At 55.2% G+C, this 14,344-nt stretch carries 14 protein-coding genes and 2 tRNA genes; 12 read left to right on the top strand and 4 right to left on the bottom strand.

Annotated elements, in window-relative coordinates:
- The first annotated feature begins 125 nt into the window (after positions 1-125).
- Both AC27FC_RS10050 and dkgB read left to right on the top strand, forming a co-directional pair.
- Positions 126-202: transfer RNA gene (locus AC27FC_RS10050), tRNA-Asp, on the top strand.
- A gap of 160 nt (positions 203-362) precedes the next feature.
- Positions 363-1,166: a 2,5-didehydrogluconate reductase DkgB gene (gene dkgB, locus AC27FC_RS10045; RefSeq protein WP_196354792.1), complete on the top strand. Its 804-nt coding sequence runs from the start codon at positions 363-365 to the stop codon at positions 1,164-1,166.
- A 29-nt stretch (positions 1,167-1,195) separates the two neighbouring features.
- Here the strand turns inward: dkgB and yafC are convergent, their stop codons facing one another.
- A complete protein-coding gene (gene yafC / locus AC27FC_RS10040) occupies positions 1,196-2,101 on the bottom strand; it encodes a DNA-binding transcriptional regulator YafC (protein ID WP_196354791.1) in 906 nt (301 codons plus the stop codon).
- A 104-nt stretch (positions 2,102-2,205) separates the two neighbouring features.
- On the opposite strand from yafC, the gene AC27FC_RS10035 reads away from it, so the two are divergent.
- The 3 genes from AC27FC_RS10035 to AC27FC_RS10025 all read left to right on the top strand — a co-directional run bounded on the left by AC27FC_RS10035 (position 2,206) and on the right by AC27FC_RS10025 (position 5,155).
- Positions 2,206-3,369 (top strand): MFS transporter, encoded by a 1,164-nt coding sequence (locus AC27FC_RS10035; protein ID WP_196354790.1) that lies wholly within the window; start codon positions 2,206-2,208, stop codon positions 3,367-3,369.
- A 136-nt stretch (positions 3,370-3,505) separates the two neighbouring features.
- Entirely contained in the window at positions 3,506-4,306 is an 801-nt protein-coding gene (locus AC27FC_RS10030) for an endonuclease/exonuclease/phosphatase family protein (RefSeq protein ID WP_024909448.1), read from the top strand.
- A gap of 75 nt (positions 4,307-4,381) precedes the next feature.
- Positions 4,382-5,155, top strand: a complete 774-nt coding sequence (locus AC27FC_RS10025; protein ID WP_048980843.1) for a class I SAM-dependent methyltransferase — start codon at positions 4,382-4,384, stop codon at positions 5,153-5,155.
- 52 nt (positions 5,156-5,207) lie between these two features.
- Here the strand turns inward: AC27FC_RS10025 and mltD are convergent, their stop codons facing one another.
- Together mltD and gloB are read right to left on the bottom strand one after the other, a co-directional pair.
- Positions 5,208-6,572 (bottom strand): murein transglycosylase D, encoded by a 1,365-nt coding sequence (mltD, locus tag AC27FC_RS10020; RefSeq protein ID WP_032661729.1) that lies wholly within the window; start codon positions 6,570-6,572, stop codon positions 5,208-5,210.
- Positions 6,573-6,640: 68 nt separating this feature from the next.
- A complete protein-coding gene (gloB, locus tag AC27FC_RS10015; RefSeq protein ID WP_048980846.1) occupies positions 6,641-7,399 on the bottom strand; it encodes a hydroxyacylglutathione hydrolase in 759 nt (252 codons plus the stop codon).
- A 32-nt stretch (positions 7,400-7,431) separates the two neighbouring features.
- Here gloB and AC27FC_RS10010 point away from each other — a divergent pair, with 32 nt between their 5' ends.
- Positions 7,432-8,151, top strand: coding sequence for a class I SAM-dependent methyltransferase (locus tag AC27FC_RS10010; RefSeq protein ID WP_023310484.1), 720 nt, complete (start codon positions 7,432-7,434; stop codon positions 8,149-8,151).
- On the opposite strand, the gene rnhA is transcribed toward AC27FC_RS10010, so the two are convergent.
- The gene (gene rnhA, locus AC27FC_RS10005) at positions 8,148-8,615 is read right to left on the bottom strand and encodes a ribonuclease HI (protein ID WP_023334599.1); all 468 of its coding nucleotides are present in this window, start codon (positions 8,613-8,615) and stop codon (positions 8,148-8,150) included. The two genes, AC27FC_RS10010 and rnhA, sit on opposite strands and share 4 nt — an antisense overlap.
- A gap of 64 nt (positions 8,616-8,679) precedes the next feature.
- Here rnhA and dnaQ point away from each other — a divergent pair, with 64 nt between their 5' ends.
- From dnaQ to AC27FC_RS09975, 6 genes are all read left to right on the top strand, one after another.
- Positions 8,680-9,411, top strand: coding sequence for a DNA polymerase III subunit epsilon (gene dnaQ / locus AC27FC_RS10000; protein ID WP_055703371.1), 732 nt, complete (start codon positions 8,680-8,682; stop codon positions 9,409-9,411).
- Positions 9,412-9,543: 132 nt separating this feature from the next.
- A tRNA-Asp gene (locus tag AC27FC_RS09995) sits at positions 9,544-9,620 on the top strand.
- A gap of 381 nt (positions 9,621-10,001) precedes the next feature.
- The gene (locus AC27FC_RS09990) at positions 10,002-10,721 is read left to right on the top strand and encodes a FadR/GntR family transcriptional regulator (RefSeq protein ID WP_094935645.1); all 720 of its coding nucleotides are present in this window, start codon (positions 10,002-10,004) and stop codon (positions 10,719-10,721) included.
- Entirely contained in the window at positions 10,718-11,731 is a 1,014-nt protein-coding gene (locus AC27FC_RS09985; protein WP_094935646.1) for an ABC transporter ATP-binding protein, read from the top strand. Before AC27FC_RS09990 ends, AC27FC_RS09985 begins: the two co-directional genes overlap by 4 nt.
- Positions 11,728-12,810, top strand: a complete 1,083-nt coding sequence (locus tag AC27FC_RS09980) for an ABC transporter ATP-binding protein (protein ID WP_039263859.1) — start codon at positions 11,728-11,730, stop codon at positions 12,808-12,810. Before AC27FC_RS09985 ends, AC27FC_RS09980 begins: the two co-directional genes overlap by 4 nt.
- A gap of 2 nt (positions 12,811-12,812) precedes the next feature.
- On the top strand, positions 12,813-14,327 hold the full coding sequence (locus AC27FC_RS09975) for an ABC transporter substrate-binding protein (RefSeq protein ID WP_176690098.1): 1,515 nt from the start codon (positions 12,813-12,815) through the stop codon (positions 14,325-14,327).
- Positions 14,328-14,344 lie beyond the last annotated feature (17 nt).

The following is a 14,344-nucleotide window of genomic DNA, read 5'->3' as shown; positions in this document are numbered from 1 at the left end:
CAGAAGTGAAACGCCGTAGCGCCGATGGTAGTGTGGGGTCTCCCCATGTGAGAGTAGGGAACTGCCAGGCATCAAATTAAGTAGTAAGCCGGTGCATAAATCCGGTGGTTACAGCAGTCTTCGGTGGAGCGGTAGTTCAGTCGGTTAGAATACCTGCCTGTCACGCAGGGGGTCGCGGGTTCGAGTCCCGTCCGTTCCGCCACTTATTAGAAGCCCTGAGCTAACGCTCAGGGATTTTTTCTTATCTGTCGTTTAATTATTGCGAAATTAGCAAAAATCCTCTGCGTTTTGCGCTCTTTTTCTCTAAAACAACGCCAGCGATAATCTTCCTCAGTTTACGAACATAATGATTGAGGAATAGTATGACTCTCCCTGCATTTGGTCTGGGCACTTTCCGCCTGAAAGACGACGTTGTTATCGCATCGGTTAAAACAGCACTCGAACTGGGCTATCGTGCAGTTGATACGGCACAGATCTATGAAAACGAAGCTGCCGTTGGACAAGCTCTCGAAGAGAGTGGTGTACCGCGTAACGAACTGTTTATCACCACGAAAATCTGGATTGAGAATCTCAGCAAAGATAAGCTGATCCCTAGCCTGAAAGAGAGTCTGAAAAAACTGCGTACTGACTACGTAGATCTGACCCTTATCCACTGGCCATCACCGAATGATGCCGTCTCAGTAGAAGAATACATGCAGGCGCTGCTGGAAGCGAAAAAGCAGGGCTTAACCCGTGAAATTGGGATCTCCAACTTCACCATTCCGCTGATGGAAAAAGCCATTGCTGCTGTTGGCGCAGAAAATATTGCGACTAACCAGATTGAGCTGTCGCCATACCTGCAAAACAGCAAAGTCGTGGACTGGGCAAAACAGCACGGGATCCACATCACCTCCTACATGACGCTGGCCTACGGTAAAGCGCTGAAAGATGAGGTAATTACGCGTATCGCAGAGAAACATAACGCGACTGCTGCGCAGGTGATTCTGGCATGGGCAATCGGTGAAGGTTATGCCGTGATCCCATCATCAACTAAGCGTGAAAACCTGGCCAGCAACCTGTTAGCAACGGATCTTCATCTGGATGCAGACGATAAAAAAGCGATCGCAGCGCTGGAGTGCAACGATCGCCTGGTAAGCCCGGAAGGTTTAGCTCCTGACTGGGATTAAGTTTGACCCGCCCTCTGTAACCTGAACCCTCATACAGCTCCTCCGGGAGCTGTTTTTATATGTTCACTCAGGAAGTCAATAAAGGCACGAATGCGCGTACTTACCGCTCTGTCACTGTAATACACCGCGCTAAAAGGCATTTCGACCGGCAGACGTTTATCGGCCATTAGCTCCACCAGTTCACCCTGGGCTATCTCCTTGTCAATCATATAGTCTGACAAGCAGGCGATACCATTTCCTTCGAGACACAGCTGCTTCAGCGTTTCCCCGCTGTTTGACGATAATCCGCAGGTAATTTCATGAAGTTGACCATCATGACAGGCGACAGGCCAGGTGTTCAGCGACACCGGCTCCGTAAAGCCAAGGCACAAATGCTGCTTCAAATCTTCAACCGTCTCCGGTTTCCCATGCTCGGCAATATACTCTGGCGATGCGATAATTTTGCGGTAGCTGGCAAACAGAGGGCGGGCACGCAAGCTTGAATCTGTCAGGGTTCCCGCCCGGATAGCCACATCCACTTTCCGTTCGATGAGGTTGATAAACGTCTCTGAGGAGACCAGCGATAGCGTCATCTCCGGATAGCGTTCGCGGAAAGGTTTGATCAGCGGCATCAGAAAGTGAAGCACAACCGGCGTGGCCGCATCAATGCGCAGCAATCCACGCGGCGTGCTGCGGGTCTCCATAATCTCCGTCTCTGCTGCAGCCATCTCCTGCAGTACCGACTGCACGCGGCGGAAGTAACGCTCTCCTTCTTCCGTCAGGCTCAGCTGCCGCGTCGTTCGGTTAAGCAGACTCACTCCAAGCTTCATCTCCAGTTTTTTTACCGAACGGCTGATGGCTGAGTTAGCCTGACCCAGCTGTTCGGCCGCGCGGCTAAAGCTGCCGCTTTCAACGACGGCGACAAAGATTGTCAGCTCTTCCGATGTTGCTTTCATTTTTGCACCACCTGCAAAATTCTATTGAGATTTTGACCATTTTTGTTATTTAAGCACTGGCGCATACTGCCTGTCATCTTAATCCTGATGATACGGAGTATTTTATGCCACTGGCGCTACTTGCCCTGACGATCAGTGCCTTCGCAATTGGCACGACCGAATTTGTTATCGTGGGTCTGGTTCCCACTATTGCTAACCAGCTTGCGATCTCGTTGCCTTCCGCCGGATTGCTGGTGTCTATCTACGCCCTGGGCGTCGCCGTCGGTGCGCCAGTGCTGACGGCCCTGACCGGACGTTTTCCGCGTAAGCAGCTGTTAGTCGCGCTGATGGTGCTGTTCACCGCTGGCAACATTCTGGCCTGGCAGGCGCCGGACTACACCACGCTGGTGATTGCGCGTCTGTTAACCGGCCTTGCACACGGCGTGTTCTTCTCGATTGGTTCCACCATTGCAACCAGCCTGGTGCCCAAAGAGAAAGCGGCTTCAGCGATTGCGATCATGTTTGGTGGACTGACCGTTGCACTCGTTACGGGCGTACCGCTGGGAACGTTTATCGGACAACACTTCGGCTGGCGTGAAACGTTCCTTGCCGTCTCCTTACTGGGTGCCATCGCCCTGGTGACCAGCCTGCTGCTGGTACCGTCGAATATCCCAGGCCGGGCGAGCGCCAGCCTGCGCGATCAGCTGAAGGTGCTCACGCATCCCCGTTTGCTGATTATCTACGCGGTAACTGCATTGGGCTATGGCGGCGTATTCACGGCTTTCACCTTCCTGGCGCCGATGATGCAGGACCTGGCAGGCTTTTCACCTAATGCCGTGAGCTGGATTTTGCTGGGATACGGTATTTCCGTTGCCGTTGGCAATATCTGGGGCGGCAAGCTTGCGGATAAGCATGGTGCGGTACCGGCGCTGAAATTCATCTTCGCCGCCCTGGTGGTTCTGCTGATGATTTTCCAGTTCACGGCTTCGGTACACTACGCCGTGCTGGTCATGGGGATCTTTGCCTTTGGTAATGTCCCCGGGCTTCAGGTTTACGTTGTCCAGAAAGCCGAGCTCTATACGCCAAATGCGGTGGATGTGGCGTCCGGTCTGAACATTGCCGCATTTAATATTGGCATCGCGCTGGGCTCCATCATTGGCGGACAAACCGTAGCGCATATTGGATTAGCCCAGACTCCGTGGATTGGCGCGGTGATTGTCCTGGTCGCCTTCCTGCTGATTGGACTGAGTGGACGTCTCGATAAGCCAGCCAGGGTCGCGCTGGGTTAACATCAGTAAGTGCTTGCTTACAAAACTGGAAAGCGGTTTCTCAGAAATTGCGTTGAAAGTATGACCTAAAGTCCCTATAACATTAGAACCAGTCCGTTTTCCGGGCTGGTTCATGTTACAGAGGCTGTTTCCAAAAGTGCGAAAAAATACCTATGCCATGCGTTATGTTGCCGGAATGCCCGCGGAGAGGATCTTGCCTCCGGGGTCATTTGCGAGCATAAGCCAGGCATTACCCGCCGGCACACCGTTAAGCAGCGATGAGAAAATCCGTGTACTGGTGTGGAATATCTTTAAGCAGCAGCGTGCCGAATGGTTATCGGTACTCAAGAATTTTGGAAAAGATGCCCACCTGGTTCTGCTCCAGGAGGCACAAACCACCCCTGAACTGGTACGCTTTGCCACCACGAACTATCTTGCCGCCGACCAGGTGCCTGCGTTTGTCCTGCCACAACACCCCTCAGGTGTGATGACGCTTTCAGCAGCACATCCGGTCTATTGCTGTCCACTGCGCGAACGTGAACCTATCCTGCGTCTGGCAAAATCGGCGCTGGTGACGGTCTATCCGCTGCCGGATACCCGAATGCTGATGGTCGTGAATATCCACGCGGTAAACTTCAGCCTGGGCGTGGATGTTTACAGTAAGCAGTTACTTCCGATCGGCGATCAGATTGCCCATCACAGCGGTCCCATCATTATGGCTGGCGATTTCAATGCCTGGAGTCGTCCGCGCATGAATGCGCTGTATCGCTTTGCGCGCGAAATGTCGCTGCGTGAAGTTCGTTTTAGCGATGACCAGCGCAAAAAAGCCTTTGGTCGTCCTCTCGATTTTGTCTTCTATCGTGGTTTGAGCGTGCACGACGCCTCGGTTCTGGTGACGCGCGCCTCGGATCATAACCCTCTACTAGTCGAATTCAGTCCCGGCAAACCTGATAAATAATGGTGTGTCAGGTCTGCCGTGGGGCAGGCCTGTGCGGGTGCTGCCCTTTATTTTTCACTCACAAAGGACAGTACGATGACAACAACACGCTCCCATCATGACAACGTAGAAAAACAGTTTGGTTCTCAGGCAAGTGCCTATCTGAGCAGTGCCGTGCATGCTTCTGGCCGCGATCTGGTGCGTCTCGGTGAACGTCTGGCGGCGTTCCCGCAGGCGCACGTGCTGGATTTAGGCTGCGGGGCAGGGCATGCCAGCTTTACGGCTGCGCAGCGGGTCGCGCACGTTACCGCGTATGACTTATCCAGCCAGATGCTGGACGTCGTTGCCGGGGCGGCAAAAGCGAAAGGGCTGAACAACATCGATACGCGCCAGGGCTATGCCGAATCCTTACCGTTCGATGATGCATCGTTTGAGGTGGTGATCAGCCGTTATTCCGCGCACCACTGGCACGATGTCGGCCAGGCATTGCGCGAGGTCAAACGTGTTCTGAAGCCGGGCGGCACCTTCATCATTATGGATGTGATGTCTCCCGGACACCCGGTGCGCAATATCTGGCTGCAGACGGTAGAAGCGCTGCGCGATACCTCGCACGTGCAAAATTACGCCAGCGGAGAGTGGTTGTCGCTTATCACTGAAGCGGGGCTGATCGCGCGCGCGTTGATTACCGATCGTTTACCGCTGGAGTTCAGCTCCTGGATCGCGCGTATGCGCACCCCGGAAGCATTGAGCCAGGCGATCAGACTGTATCAGGAGAGTGCGTCCGCGGAGGTAAAGGCGTACTTTGAACTGCAGGACGATGGCTCGTTTACCAGCGATACCATCATGGCTGAAGCGCAAAAAGCGGAATAAACAAAAAAGGCACCGAGGGGAATCGGTGCCTTTTTATCTTTCGATCGTGCTATCAGGAGTCTGGCGTCGCGCTGTTCTTCACAAACAGCGTCAGCTGGTCGCCAGGTTTCAGATTGTCAGTATCATTGTTCCAGCGCATCACATCCTTGATGTTCACGCCGTGCCGTTTTGCGATACTGGACAGTGAATCGCCCTTGCGCACGCGATAGGTAATGCTATCGCTGTTGCTGGCGAGACGCTGTGCGCTGCTACCTGCACCTACCGTCAGAGTCTGACCCACTTTCAGGCCGGAACTGCGCAGATTATTCCACTGCTGCAGATCTTTCGCATTCACGCCAAGACGTGACGCGATGCCCGAAAGCGTATCACCTGAACGAACCTTATAGCTGCGGCTGTTAACTGATGATGCATCCGCGATCAGCGTTGACTGAACGGCGGCGATTTCACCAGAAGCTAAAGACTCACGTAACTGCTCGGCATGTTTCTGCGGAACCATTACATACTGCGGGCCACTTGCCCCCAGGGTTGAGCCTTTAACGCCAGCATTAAAGGTTTTCAATTTACTTACCGACATACCCGTCATATCAGCAACCTGTTGAATATCAACTGGATTGCTGAGGCGAACACGCGCCAGTGCACGACTTTCGTCTGGTGTTGGCAGTTGTACACCGTAACGCTTGCTGTTCTTGAGAATATCGCTCAATGCCAGCATTTTCGGTACGTAAATCTTTGTTTCCTGTGGCAGTGAGAGCGACCAAAAATCGGTGGATTTACCCCGTGCTTTATTCGCTTTCATTGCCTTCAGTACACGACCTTCGCCACTATTATACGCTGCGACCGTTAACAGCCAGTCGCCGTCAAACATCTTGTTCAGACGTTGCATCATGTCGAGAGCGGCTGTCGTTGAAGCGACAACATCGCGACGCGCATCATAGTTGCGGGTCTGTTTCAGACCATAGTTTCGCCCGGTGCTCGGAATGATCTGCCAAATGCCTGCGGCATTGGCGCCAGACGTCGCGTGTGGGTCAAAAGCGCTCTCCACTATGGGTAGGAGTACCAGCTCCATAGGCATGTTACGTTTCTTAACTTGCCCGGCTATCCAGTACATATACGGCTCTGCCCGTAACGTTACATCGTGGAGATAGCTCTTATTACTTAAATACTTCTGTTTCTGTTCGCGAATCCGGGGATTTTCCGGAATTCCCATCTTTAGCTCGTCGCCAATAGAGGTCCACAAGTCTTGATCCTGCGCGTAAGATGTTCCATCGTCCATCCAGCGCGCCGAACTTGCAAACTTCCCTGCTTCCCCTTGACCAGCTGCAGAAAGGCTCTGTGCGTGCTGTTGTACGTTGCTGCCGTTTTGCGACTGGCAACCTACAAGCAGGACAGAGGCGAGTAATATCGCTTTTGCCTTCATGTGTGTGTCAATAGTTGCTTAAAAGACGAGCGATGATAACGGCGAAATTTTGAAAAGGCAACCCGCAATTATCTGAAGTTATCTTTCTTTGACCTTAACCATGCAAATCGTTGTTCTGGTTGTTGCAAATTTGTTTCTTGGTTAATTTTATTAATTAAATCAATATCATCTGTGCGTAAAAATAAATTAATTTGGCGCTCATTTTTCAGAATTACGGGGAGTGTTTTTTGGTTTTTTGCACGTAACTCCTTCACTTTGTGATAATAATCCTGAATCGCTCGATCCTCGGGTAAGAGGCTCACTGCAAACTTCATATTTCCTAATGTATACTCATGGGCGCAACAAATGAGCGTCTCATCGGGTAGCGCGTTAATCTTCTGTAAAGACTGATACATTTGAGCTGGCGTGCCTTCAAACAGTCTTCCGCAGCCTCCGGAGAACAGCGTATCGCCGCAAAAAAGATAAGGCTTACTGTAGAAACACAGATGTCCCAAAGTGTGACCTGGTGTGGCAAATACGGAAAACTCCCACTCGCGTATGAGGATATTTTCGCCTTCTTCGGCTACATGCGTGATTCCCTTATCTTGTGCCTCTGCCGGTCCGTAAACCACAAGATGCGGAAAATGAGCGCGCAGCTCAGGCACGCCGCCAGTGTGATCGTTATGATGATGCGTCAACAGAATGGCTTCTGGCTGCCAGCCGTTCTCTTTTATGGCGTGCAGTACAGGGGCGGATTCTCCGGGATCGACAATGACGCAGCGGCGATCGTCGTCAACCAAAACCCAGATGTAATTGTCCTGAAACGCTGGAATACTGATAAGATTCATACATTACCTCTTAGAGCGTGGCGGGTGTTTTGATGAAACCGGCAAGGATACCTCAGACTGTCGCAGCACCGGAACGTTGGGCGGAATTGCCCTGGGGTGAATACTATCGCGAAGCGTTAGAACAGCAGCTGAAGCCCTGGCTCGCGAAAATGTATGGCTTTCACCTGCTTAAGATTGGCAATCTCAGCGCGGAAATCAATACCGAAAGCTGCGCTATCTCGCATCAGGTTAACGTCTCTCTCGGCGGATCGCCGGTTCAGGTGAAAGCAGACCCGTTGCATCTGCCGTTTGCGGAAAAATCCGTCGATGCATGTTTGCTCGCTCATACGCTACCCTGGTGCAGCGATCCGCATCGTCTGCTTCGCGAAGCCGATCGCGTGCTGATTGATGACGGCTGGCTGGTACTTAGCGGATTCAATCCGCTAAGCCTGATGGGCCTGCGTAAGCTGGTACCGGTGCTACGCCGGACTCCACCTTACAACAGCCGGATGTTCACGATGATGCGTCAGCTCGACTGGCTTTCACTGCTGAATTTTGAAGTGCTCTGCTACGGTGGTTTTCAGGTGCTGCCCTGGGCGCGGCAGGGGGGCGTGGTACTGAGCACCCATCTCCCCGCGTTGGGCTGTTTGCAGTTTATCGTTGCGCGTAAGCGAACCATTCCCCTTACGCTTAACCCCATGAAGCAGAGCAAGTCGAAAACGCCCATCCGCCAGACCGTGGGCGCCACGCGGCAGTACAAAAAAACCGATTAGACGTCGGGCTGATAGCCCGCATCTTCATGTGCGGGATTGGATGCCGCAGCACGCGCCAGTTCGTCGCAGCGTTCGTTTTCCGGGTGGCCTGCGTGGCCTTTAACCCACTCCCACTTAATCTGGTGCTGGCCCAGCGCAGCATCAAGACGTTTCCAGAGATCGACGTTCTTGACCGGCTTCTTATCGGCGGTTTTCCAGCCGCGTTTTTTCCAGTTATGGATCCACTGGGTGATCCCCTGACGCACGTACTGACTGTCGGTGCTTAGCACCACGTCACAATGTTCTTTTAACGCCTCCAGCGCCACGATGGCCGCCATCAACTCCATCCGGTTGTTGGTGGTCAGAAAATAGCCTTCGCTAAAGGTTTTTTCGTGCTGGCGATAGCGCATAATCGCGCCGTAGCCGCCGGGTCCTGGGTTACCGAGACAAGATCCATCGGTGAAAATTTCTACCTGTTTACGCATCTCTGGTAGACTTCCTGTATTCGAAACGTTCAGTTAAACGATAAGTCTGACATAAATGACCGCTATGAGCACTGCAATTACTCGCCAGATTGTCCTCGATACCGAAACCACCGGTATGAACCAGATCGGCGCGCACTACGAAGGGCATAAGATCATCGAGATCGGTGCCGTTGAAGTGGTGAACCGTCGTCTTACGGGGAACAACTTCCACGTCTACCTCAAACCCGATCGGCTGGTTGATCCGGAAGCATTCGGCGTTCACGGGATTGCCGATGAGTTCTTGCTGGATAAGCCGACTTTTGCGGATGTCGCTGACGAGTTCCTGGAATACATCAAGGGCGCCGAGCTTGTCATCCATAACGCATCGTTCGATATCGGCTTTATGGATTATGAATTCAGCAAGCTTAATCGTGATATTCCGAAGACGAACACCTTCTGTAAGGTGACGGACAGCCTGGCGCTGGCAAGGAAGATGTTCCCCGGCAAGCGTAACAGCCTGGATGCACTCTGCTCGCGCTACGAGATAGACAATACCAAGCGAACGCTCCACGGGGCGTTGCTCGATGCCCAGATCCTGGCCGATGTCTATCTGACGATGACCGGCGGGCAGACGTCAATGAAGTTCAGTATGGAAAATGAATCCCAGCAGACGCAAGGCGAAGCGGGCATTCAGCGTGTTGTCCGTCAGGCCAGTCGGTTGCGGGTTATTTTAGCCAGTGACGAAGAGCTTCTTAACCACGAATCCCGGCTTGATCTGGTCCAGAAGAAGGGCGGCAGCTGTTTGTGGCGCGCCTGAAAAAACGCCTTAATGCCTGTAAAATCATCGTTTGGGCGATTTTTGCAGCAAACGATTCAAAACGTGAGAAAAAGCGTTGACGAGATCGGAGGCGCACCGTAATATGCGCCTCGTTCCCCAAACGGGAACAGTGGAGCGGTAGTTCAGTCGGTTAGAATACCTGCCTGTCACGCAGGGGGTCGCGGGTTCGAGTCCCGTCCGTTCCGCCACTATTCAGAAAGCCTGAATCAGAAATGATTCAGGCTTTCGTCGTTTCAGCCTTCAGTAATCTCATTCTCTCTCTCTTATCGTTAACAAAAAGTTAATATGCATAGTGCAATTTATTAACAATTGCACGGATATAGTGCATAATTTGCACTGTAATTGTGCATTTCTCCATCACTCCTCTCTTCGCACCTCATTCAGAATGTTTCTTTCTGTAAAAATAATTCACGCAGAATCATCTGGTTATCTCCTGCTTTCCAAAAATATACCGAACCAATTGCGTATTGGTTTGGTTATTGCTTAATCATTAGCACGATAAGCTTCATTCCATATCAATAACTTATCGTTAATAAAAATAAAGTCATGATGAAAGCGAGCGAACCAATATGGAAAAACCGTCACGGTTTCTGGCCAATTCCAGCACCGCGCTTGAGCAGTTGCGCGGGCTTATCAACCAGCATGAGTCAACACCAGGCATATCGCTGCCCACGGAACGTGAGCTGTCGGACACTCTCGGCGTAGGACGACGCGAAGTGCGTCGTGCGCTGGACGTGCTGGAAGAAGAGGGGCGCATCTGGCGTAAGCAGGGCAAAGGGACCTTTATTGGCCCGGCGGCACCTGTTGAACCGCTGGCCCTTCAGGGATTGGTTCAGCAAACCAACCTTCTGGAAGTGATGGAAGCTCGTCTGCAGCTCGAACCCGGCTTAGCCCGGCTTGCGGCACTGCGTGCCACCAGGGAAAACCTCGCGCTTATGCAGCGCATGCTGGAACGCATCGACAAGGTCAGTCCGGACGACCGCGATCTCAACGAACTCTGGGACAGCGCCTTTCACCGGGCGATTGCCGAGGCGGCGGGCAACCGTCTGATGCTCGGCCTGTTTGATGCCATTGATGCCGTTCGGCGCGAACCGGGCTGGCAGCATCTGCGCGAGCTGGCACGCACCCCCGAACGTGTCGACACCTATAACGACCACCACCATAAGATCATGTCTGCGATTATCCATCGCCAGCCTAATGAAGCCGCGGCCGCCATGCGCGAACACTTGCTCAGCCTGCAAACCGCCCTGATTCAGGCGATCCACCTTGAGGACGACTTCACGCCATGACGACAATACCCTTTAAGGACGCTACACCCGTATTGCGAGTGCAAAACCTCAACGTTACGTTTGCTGGCTCGCCGGTTAGCGTGCTTGATGGTATCTCGCTGACCGTCAGGGCGGGCGAAACGCTGGCGCTGGTGGGGGAGTCCGGCTGCGGGAAAAGTATTACCTCACTGGCGCTGATGGGGTTACTGCCCGCCAGCGCGCAGATTGTCAGCGGCGAGATGCAGTTTCGCCGCCACAATCTGCGAAAGCTCTCACCGCGGGAGTATGCCGATCTGCGCGGCAGCGAGCTGGCGATGATTTTTCAGGAGCCAATGACCTCGCTCAATCCGGCGTTCACGCTGGGGGATCAGCTGAGCGAGGCGGTTATGCGACACCAGAACGTCTCGCGCGAAGAGGCGATGAAGGCCGCGCTGCAGATCCTCGAGAAGGTGCAGATCCCGGCGGCAGAGATGCGCCTGAAAGCATATCCCCACCAGCTTTCCGGCGGCATGCGCCAGCGCGTGATGATTGCCATGGCGCTGATTAACCACCCTAAACTGCTGATTGCCGACGAGCCAACCACCGCGCTCGACGTCACCATCCAGGCGCAAATCCTCGCCTTGCTCAACGCCTTAAAAGAGGAAACCGGCACGGCGGTGCTGATGATCACCCACGATTTGGGCGTGGTGGCAGAAGTCGCCCAGCAGGTCGCCGTGATGTATGCCGGACAGGTGGTGGAGCAGGGGAGCGTGGAGGCAATATTCGCCGACCCGCAGCACCCGTACACCATCGGCCTGATGGGGTCGATCCCCTCGCTGGGCGCACGCAAGGGCCAGCTCTCCACAATTCCCGGCGCGGTCCCGCTCCCGGAATCCATGCCGAAAGGCTGCCGTTTTGCCACCCGCTGCCCGTTTGCGCAGTCGCGCTGCCATGATGAAAAACCGCAGCTCACCGCGCTCGGCGCGGGCCATCAGGTAGCCTGCTTCCGCGTGCCGCTCGAACACCACATTGCCCTGGGAGAGACCGCATGACCACGCCCATTCTTGAAGCCCGTGACCTCAGCAAGCTTTTCCCCGGCCCCAAAAAACTCTTTACTCCGGCACGCTTTGTCACGGCGGTCGATCGCGTTTCGCTTGCCGTGATGCCGGGCGAAACGCTGGCGATTGTCGGCGAGTCCGGCTCCGGGAAATCTACCCTCGGCCGCCTGCTGCTGCGCCTGCTGGCCGCCAGTGAAGGGCGCGTGTTCTATCAGGGGGAAGAGATCACCGACGCCTCCGGTGCCCGCCTGAACCAGCTCCGGCGCGAGCTGCAGATTATTTTTCAGGATCCCTTCGCCTCGCTCAACCCGCGCATGACGGTGGAGCAGATCGTCGGTGAGCCGCTGTGGCTGCATCAGAACATGAAAAAAGCGGATCGCCAGTACCGCGTTGCCGAGCTGCTTAAAACCGTGGGCCTGCCTGCCGCCTGGGCCGGGCGCTATCCGCACGAGTTTTCCGGCGGGCAGCGCCAGCGTATCGGCATTGCGCGTGCGCTGGCTTCCGGGCCGAAGCTGCTGCTGGGCGATGAGCCGGTATCCGCGCTGGATGTGTCCGTTCAGGCGCAGGTGGTTAATCTGCTGGAGAGCCTGAAGCACCAGCTGGGGCTGACGATGGTGATTGTCGCCCACGGTCTGGCGGTGATCCGCCATATGAGCGACCGAGTGGCGGTCATGTATCTCGGGCAAATCGTCGAGCTTGCCACCGTCGACGAGATTTTTGACGCGCCGCTGCACCCCTACACCCAGGCGCTGATTGCCTCGGCACCGCAGATGCAGCCGGGCGTTGAGCGAGATGCGCCGCTGCTGCAGGGGGATCTGCCCAACCCGGCCAGCCCGCCGTCCGGCTGCCGTTTCCACACCCGCTGCCCGTACGTCACCGATGAATGCCGCCAGGTTGAGCCGATCAATCAGGTGCTCGACGGCGGACGTCAGGTTGCCTGCCACCGCTGGCAGGAGATCAACCGCGATCGCAGCGTTATTCAGATCGCACCGCCATCCGCCGCCTTTCTGCGCCGCCGCGCGCTGTTTGAACACGCGGCCACTCACTCGTCCCTTCCTTCAAGGAACTCATGATAATGACAATGCGTAATTCTCTTTTGACCGTACTGGGAAGTGTTATGTTGCTTGGCGCGGCGCTGCCCGCCCATTCTGAAAGCGTGCTGCGAATCGGCCTGGGCGCTGACCCGGACATGCTCGACCCGCATCTGGCGCGCACCTACTATGGCCGCTTCGTCTTTGCCTCCCTGTGCGACAGGCTGGTGGACGTGGATGAAAATCTGAAGGTCGTCCCCGGCCTGGCTAAAGACTGGGCGTGGAGTGACGACGGTAAAACCCTGACGCTCAATCTGCGCGAAGGCGTCACCTTCCACGACGGTGAGAAATTCGATGCCGCCGCGGCAAAATACAACCTCGACCGCGCCCTGACCCTGAAAGGATCCCTGCGTAAGAGCGAGATCTCCTCCGTTGAATCGGTCGAGGTCACCGGCCCGATGCAGATTGCGCTGCACCTGAAGACCCCCGATGCCGCGCTGCTGATGCAGCTCACCGACCGCGCCGGGGCAATGATGGCCCCGGAGGCGGCGAAAAAGCCGGACTTTGCCGCCCACCCGGTCTGCTCCGGCCCGTATAAATTCGACAGCCGCGTGTCCCAGGACCGCATCGTTCTGACCCGCTTCGACAACTACTGGAACAAAGACGCTTACCACTTCGACAAAATTATCTATCTGCCGATCCCGGACGCCTCCGTGCGCCTCGCGAACCTGCGCGCGGGCGATCTTGACCTGACCGAAGGCATCGCCGCCAGCGACGTTAAAACGGTCGAAGCCGACAGCAAGCTGGCGCTGGCGAAGGTAACCGGTCTCGGCTATCAGGGCATTACCTTCAACATCAACAACGGCAAGGTGCCGGCCAACGATCCGTTCAAGGACGCCCGCGTGCGCGAGGCGTTTTCTCAGGCCATCGACCGCGATGCGTTAAACCAGGTGGTCTTCGAAGGGCTTTACACCCCGGCAAACCAGGCGTTTTCCCCGGTCAGCCCGTATCACGTTAACCTGCCGGTCCCGCCGCGTGACGTTGACAAAGCCAAAGCGCTGCTGAAGGCGGCAGGCGTCGCCGCGCCGCTGACCGTCAACCTGCTGGTGCCGAACAACCCAACCTCGCAGCAGGTGGGCCAGGTATTGCAGGCGATGGTCGCCGAGGCCGGATTTAACCTGAACCTGCAGATGACCGAATTCGCCACGCTGCTCGATCGCCAGCAGAGCGGTGACTATCAGCTGAGCTTCTCCGGCTGGTCGGGACGCCCGGATCCGGACGGCAGCATCTACGGCTTTATCAACAGCAAAGGCACCCTTAACGACGGCCGCTACAGCAACGCGCAGGTCGATGAGTGGCTGACCCAGGCGCGCCAGAGCACCGACCAGGCCGCACGCCAACCGCTGTACGACAAGGTGGTGAAGCAGCTGCAAACCGACATGCCGATTGCCTACCTCTACTTCGAGCCGCGCATTTTCGGGCTGAACAAAAGCGTACAGGGCTTTAAGCCGTACCCGGACGGCATCGTGCGTCTGGCGGGTTTGACGCTGGCGAAATAAAGGTCCCGAGGAGAACC

Source organism: Enterobacter sp. C3_dUdeg (assembly GCF_057536195.1).
This window is presented reverse-complemented; position numbering and strand designations above follow the sequence as displayed.

Excerpts from the sequence above, each read along its gene's own strand:
- dkgB (WP_196354792.1), top strand. The coding sequence starts at position 363 with ATGACTCTCCCTGCATTTGGTCTGGGCACTTTCCGCCTGAAAGACGAC.
- yafC (WP_196354791.1), bottom strand. The coding sequence starts at position 2,101 with ATGAAAGCAACATCGGAAGAGCTGACAATCTTTGTCGCCGTCGTTGAA.
- AC27FC_RS10035 (WP_196354790.1), top strand. The coding sequence starts at position 2,206 with ATGCCACTGGCGCTACTTGCCCTGACGATCAGTGCCTTCGCAATTGGC.
- AC27FC_RS10025 (WP_048980843.1), top strand. The coding sequence starts at position 4,382 with ATGACAACAACACGCTCCCATCATGACAACGTAGAAAAACAGTTTGGT.
- mltD (WP_032661729.1), bottom strand. The coding sequence starts at position 6,572 with ATGAAGGCAAAAGCGATATTACTCGCCTCTGTCCTGCTTGTAGGTTGC.
- gloB (WP_048980846.1), bottom strand. The coding sequence starts at position 7,399 with ATGAATCTTATCAGTATTCCAGCGTTTCAGGACAATTACATCTGGGTT.
- AC27FC_RS10010 (WP_023310484.1), top strand. The coding sequence starts at position 7,432 with ATGAAACCGGCAAGGATACCTCAGACTGTCGCAGCACCGGAACGTTGG.
- rnhA (WP_023334599.1), bottom strand. The coding sequence starts at position 8,615 with ATGCGTAAACAGGTAGAAATTTTCACCGATGGATCTTGTCTCGGTAAC.
- dnaQ (WP_055703371.1), top strand. The coding sequence starts at position 8,680 with ATGAGCACTGCAATTACTCGCCAGATTGTCCTCGATACCGAAACCACC.
- AC27FC_RS09990 (WP_094935645.1), top strand. The coding sequence starts at position 10,002 with ATGGAAAAACCGTCACGGTTTCTGGCCAATTCCAGCACCGCGCTTGAG.
- AC27FC_RS09985 (WP_094935646.1), top strand. The coding sequence starts at position 10,718 with ATGACGACAATACCCTTTAAGGACGCTACACCCGTATTGCGAGTGCAA.
- AC27FC_RS09980 (WP_039263859.1), top strand. The coding sequence starts at position 11,728 with ATGACCACGCCCATTCTTGAAGCCCGTGACCTCAGCAAGCTTTTCCCC.
- AC27FC_RS09975 (WP_176690098.1), top strand. The coding sequence starts at position 12,813 with ATGACAATGCGTAATTCTCTTTTGACCGTACTGGGAAGTGTTATGTTG.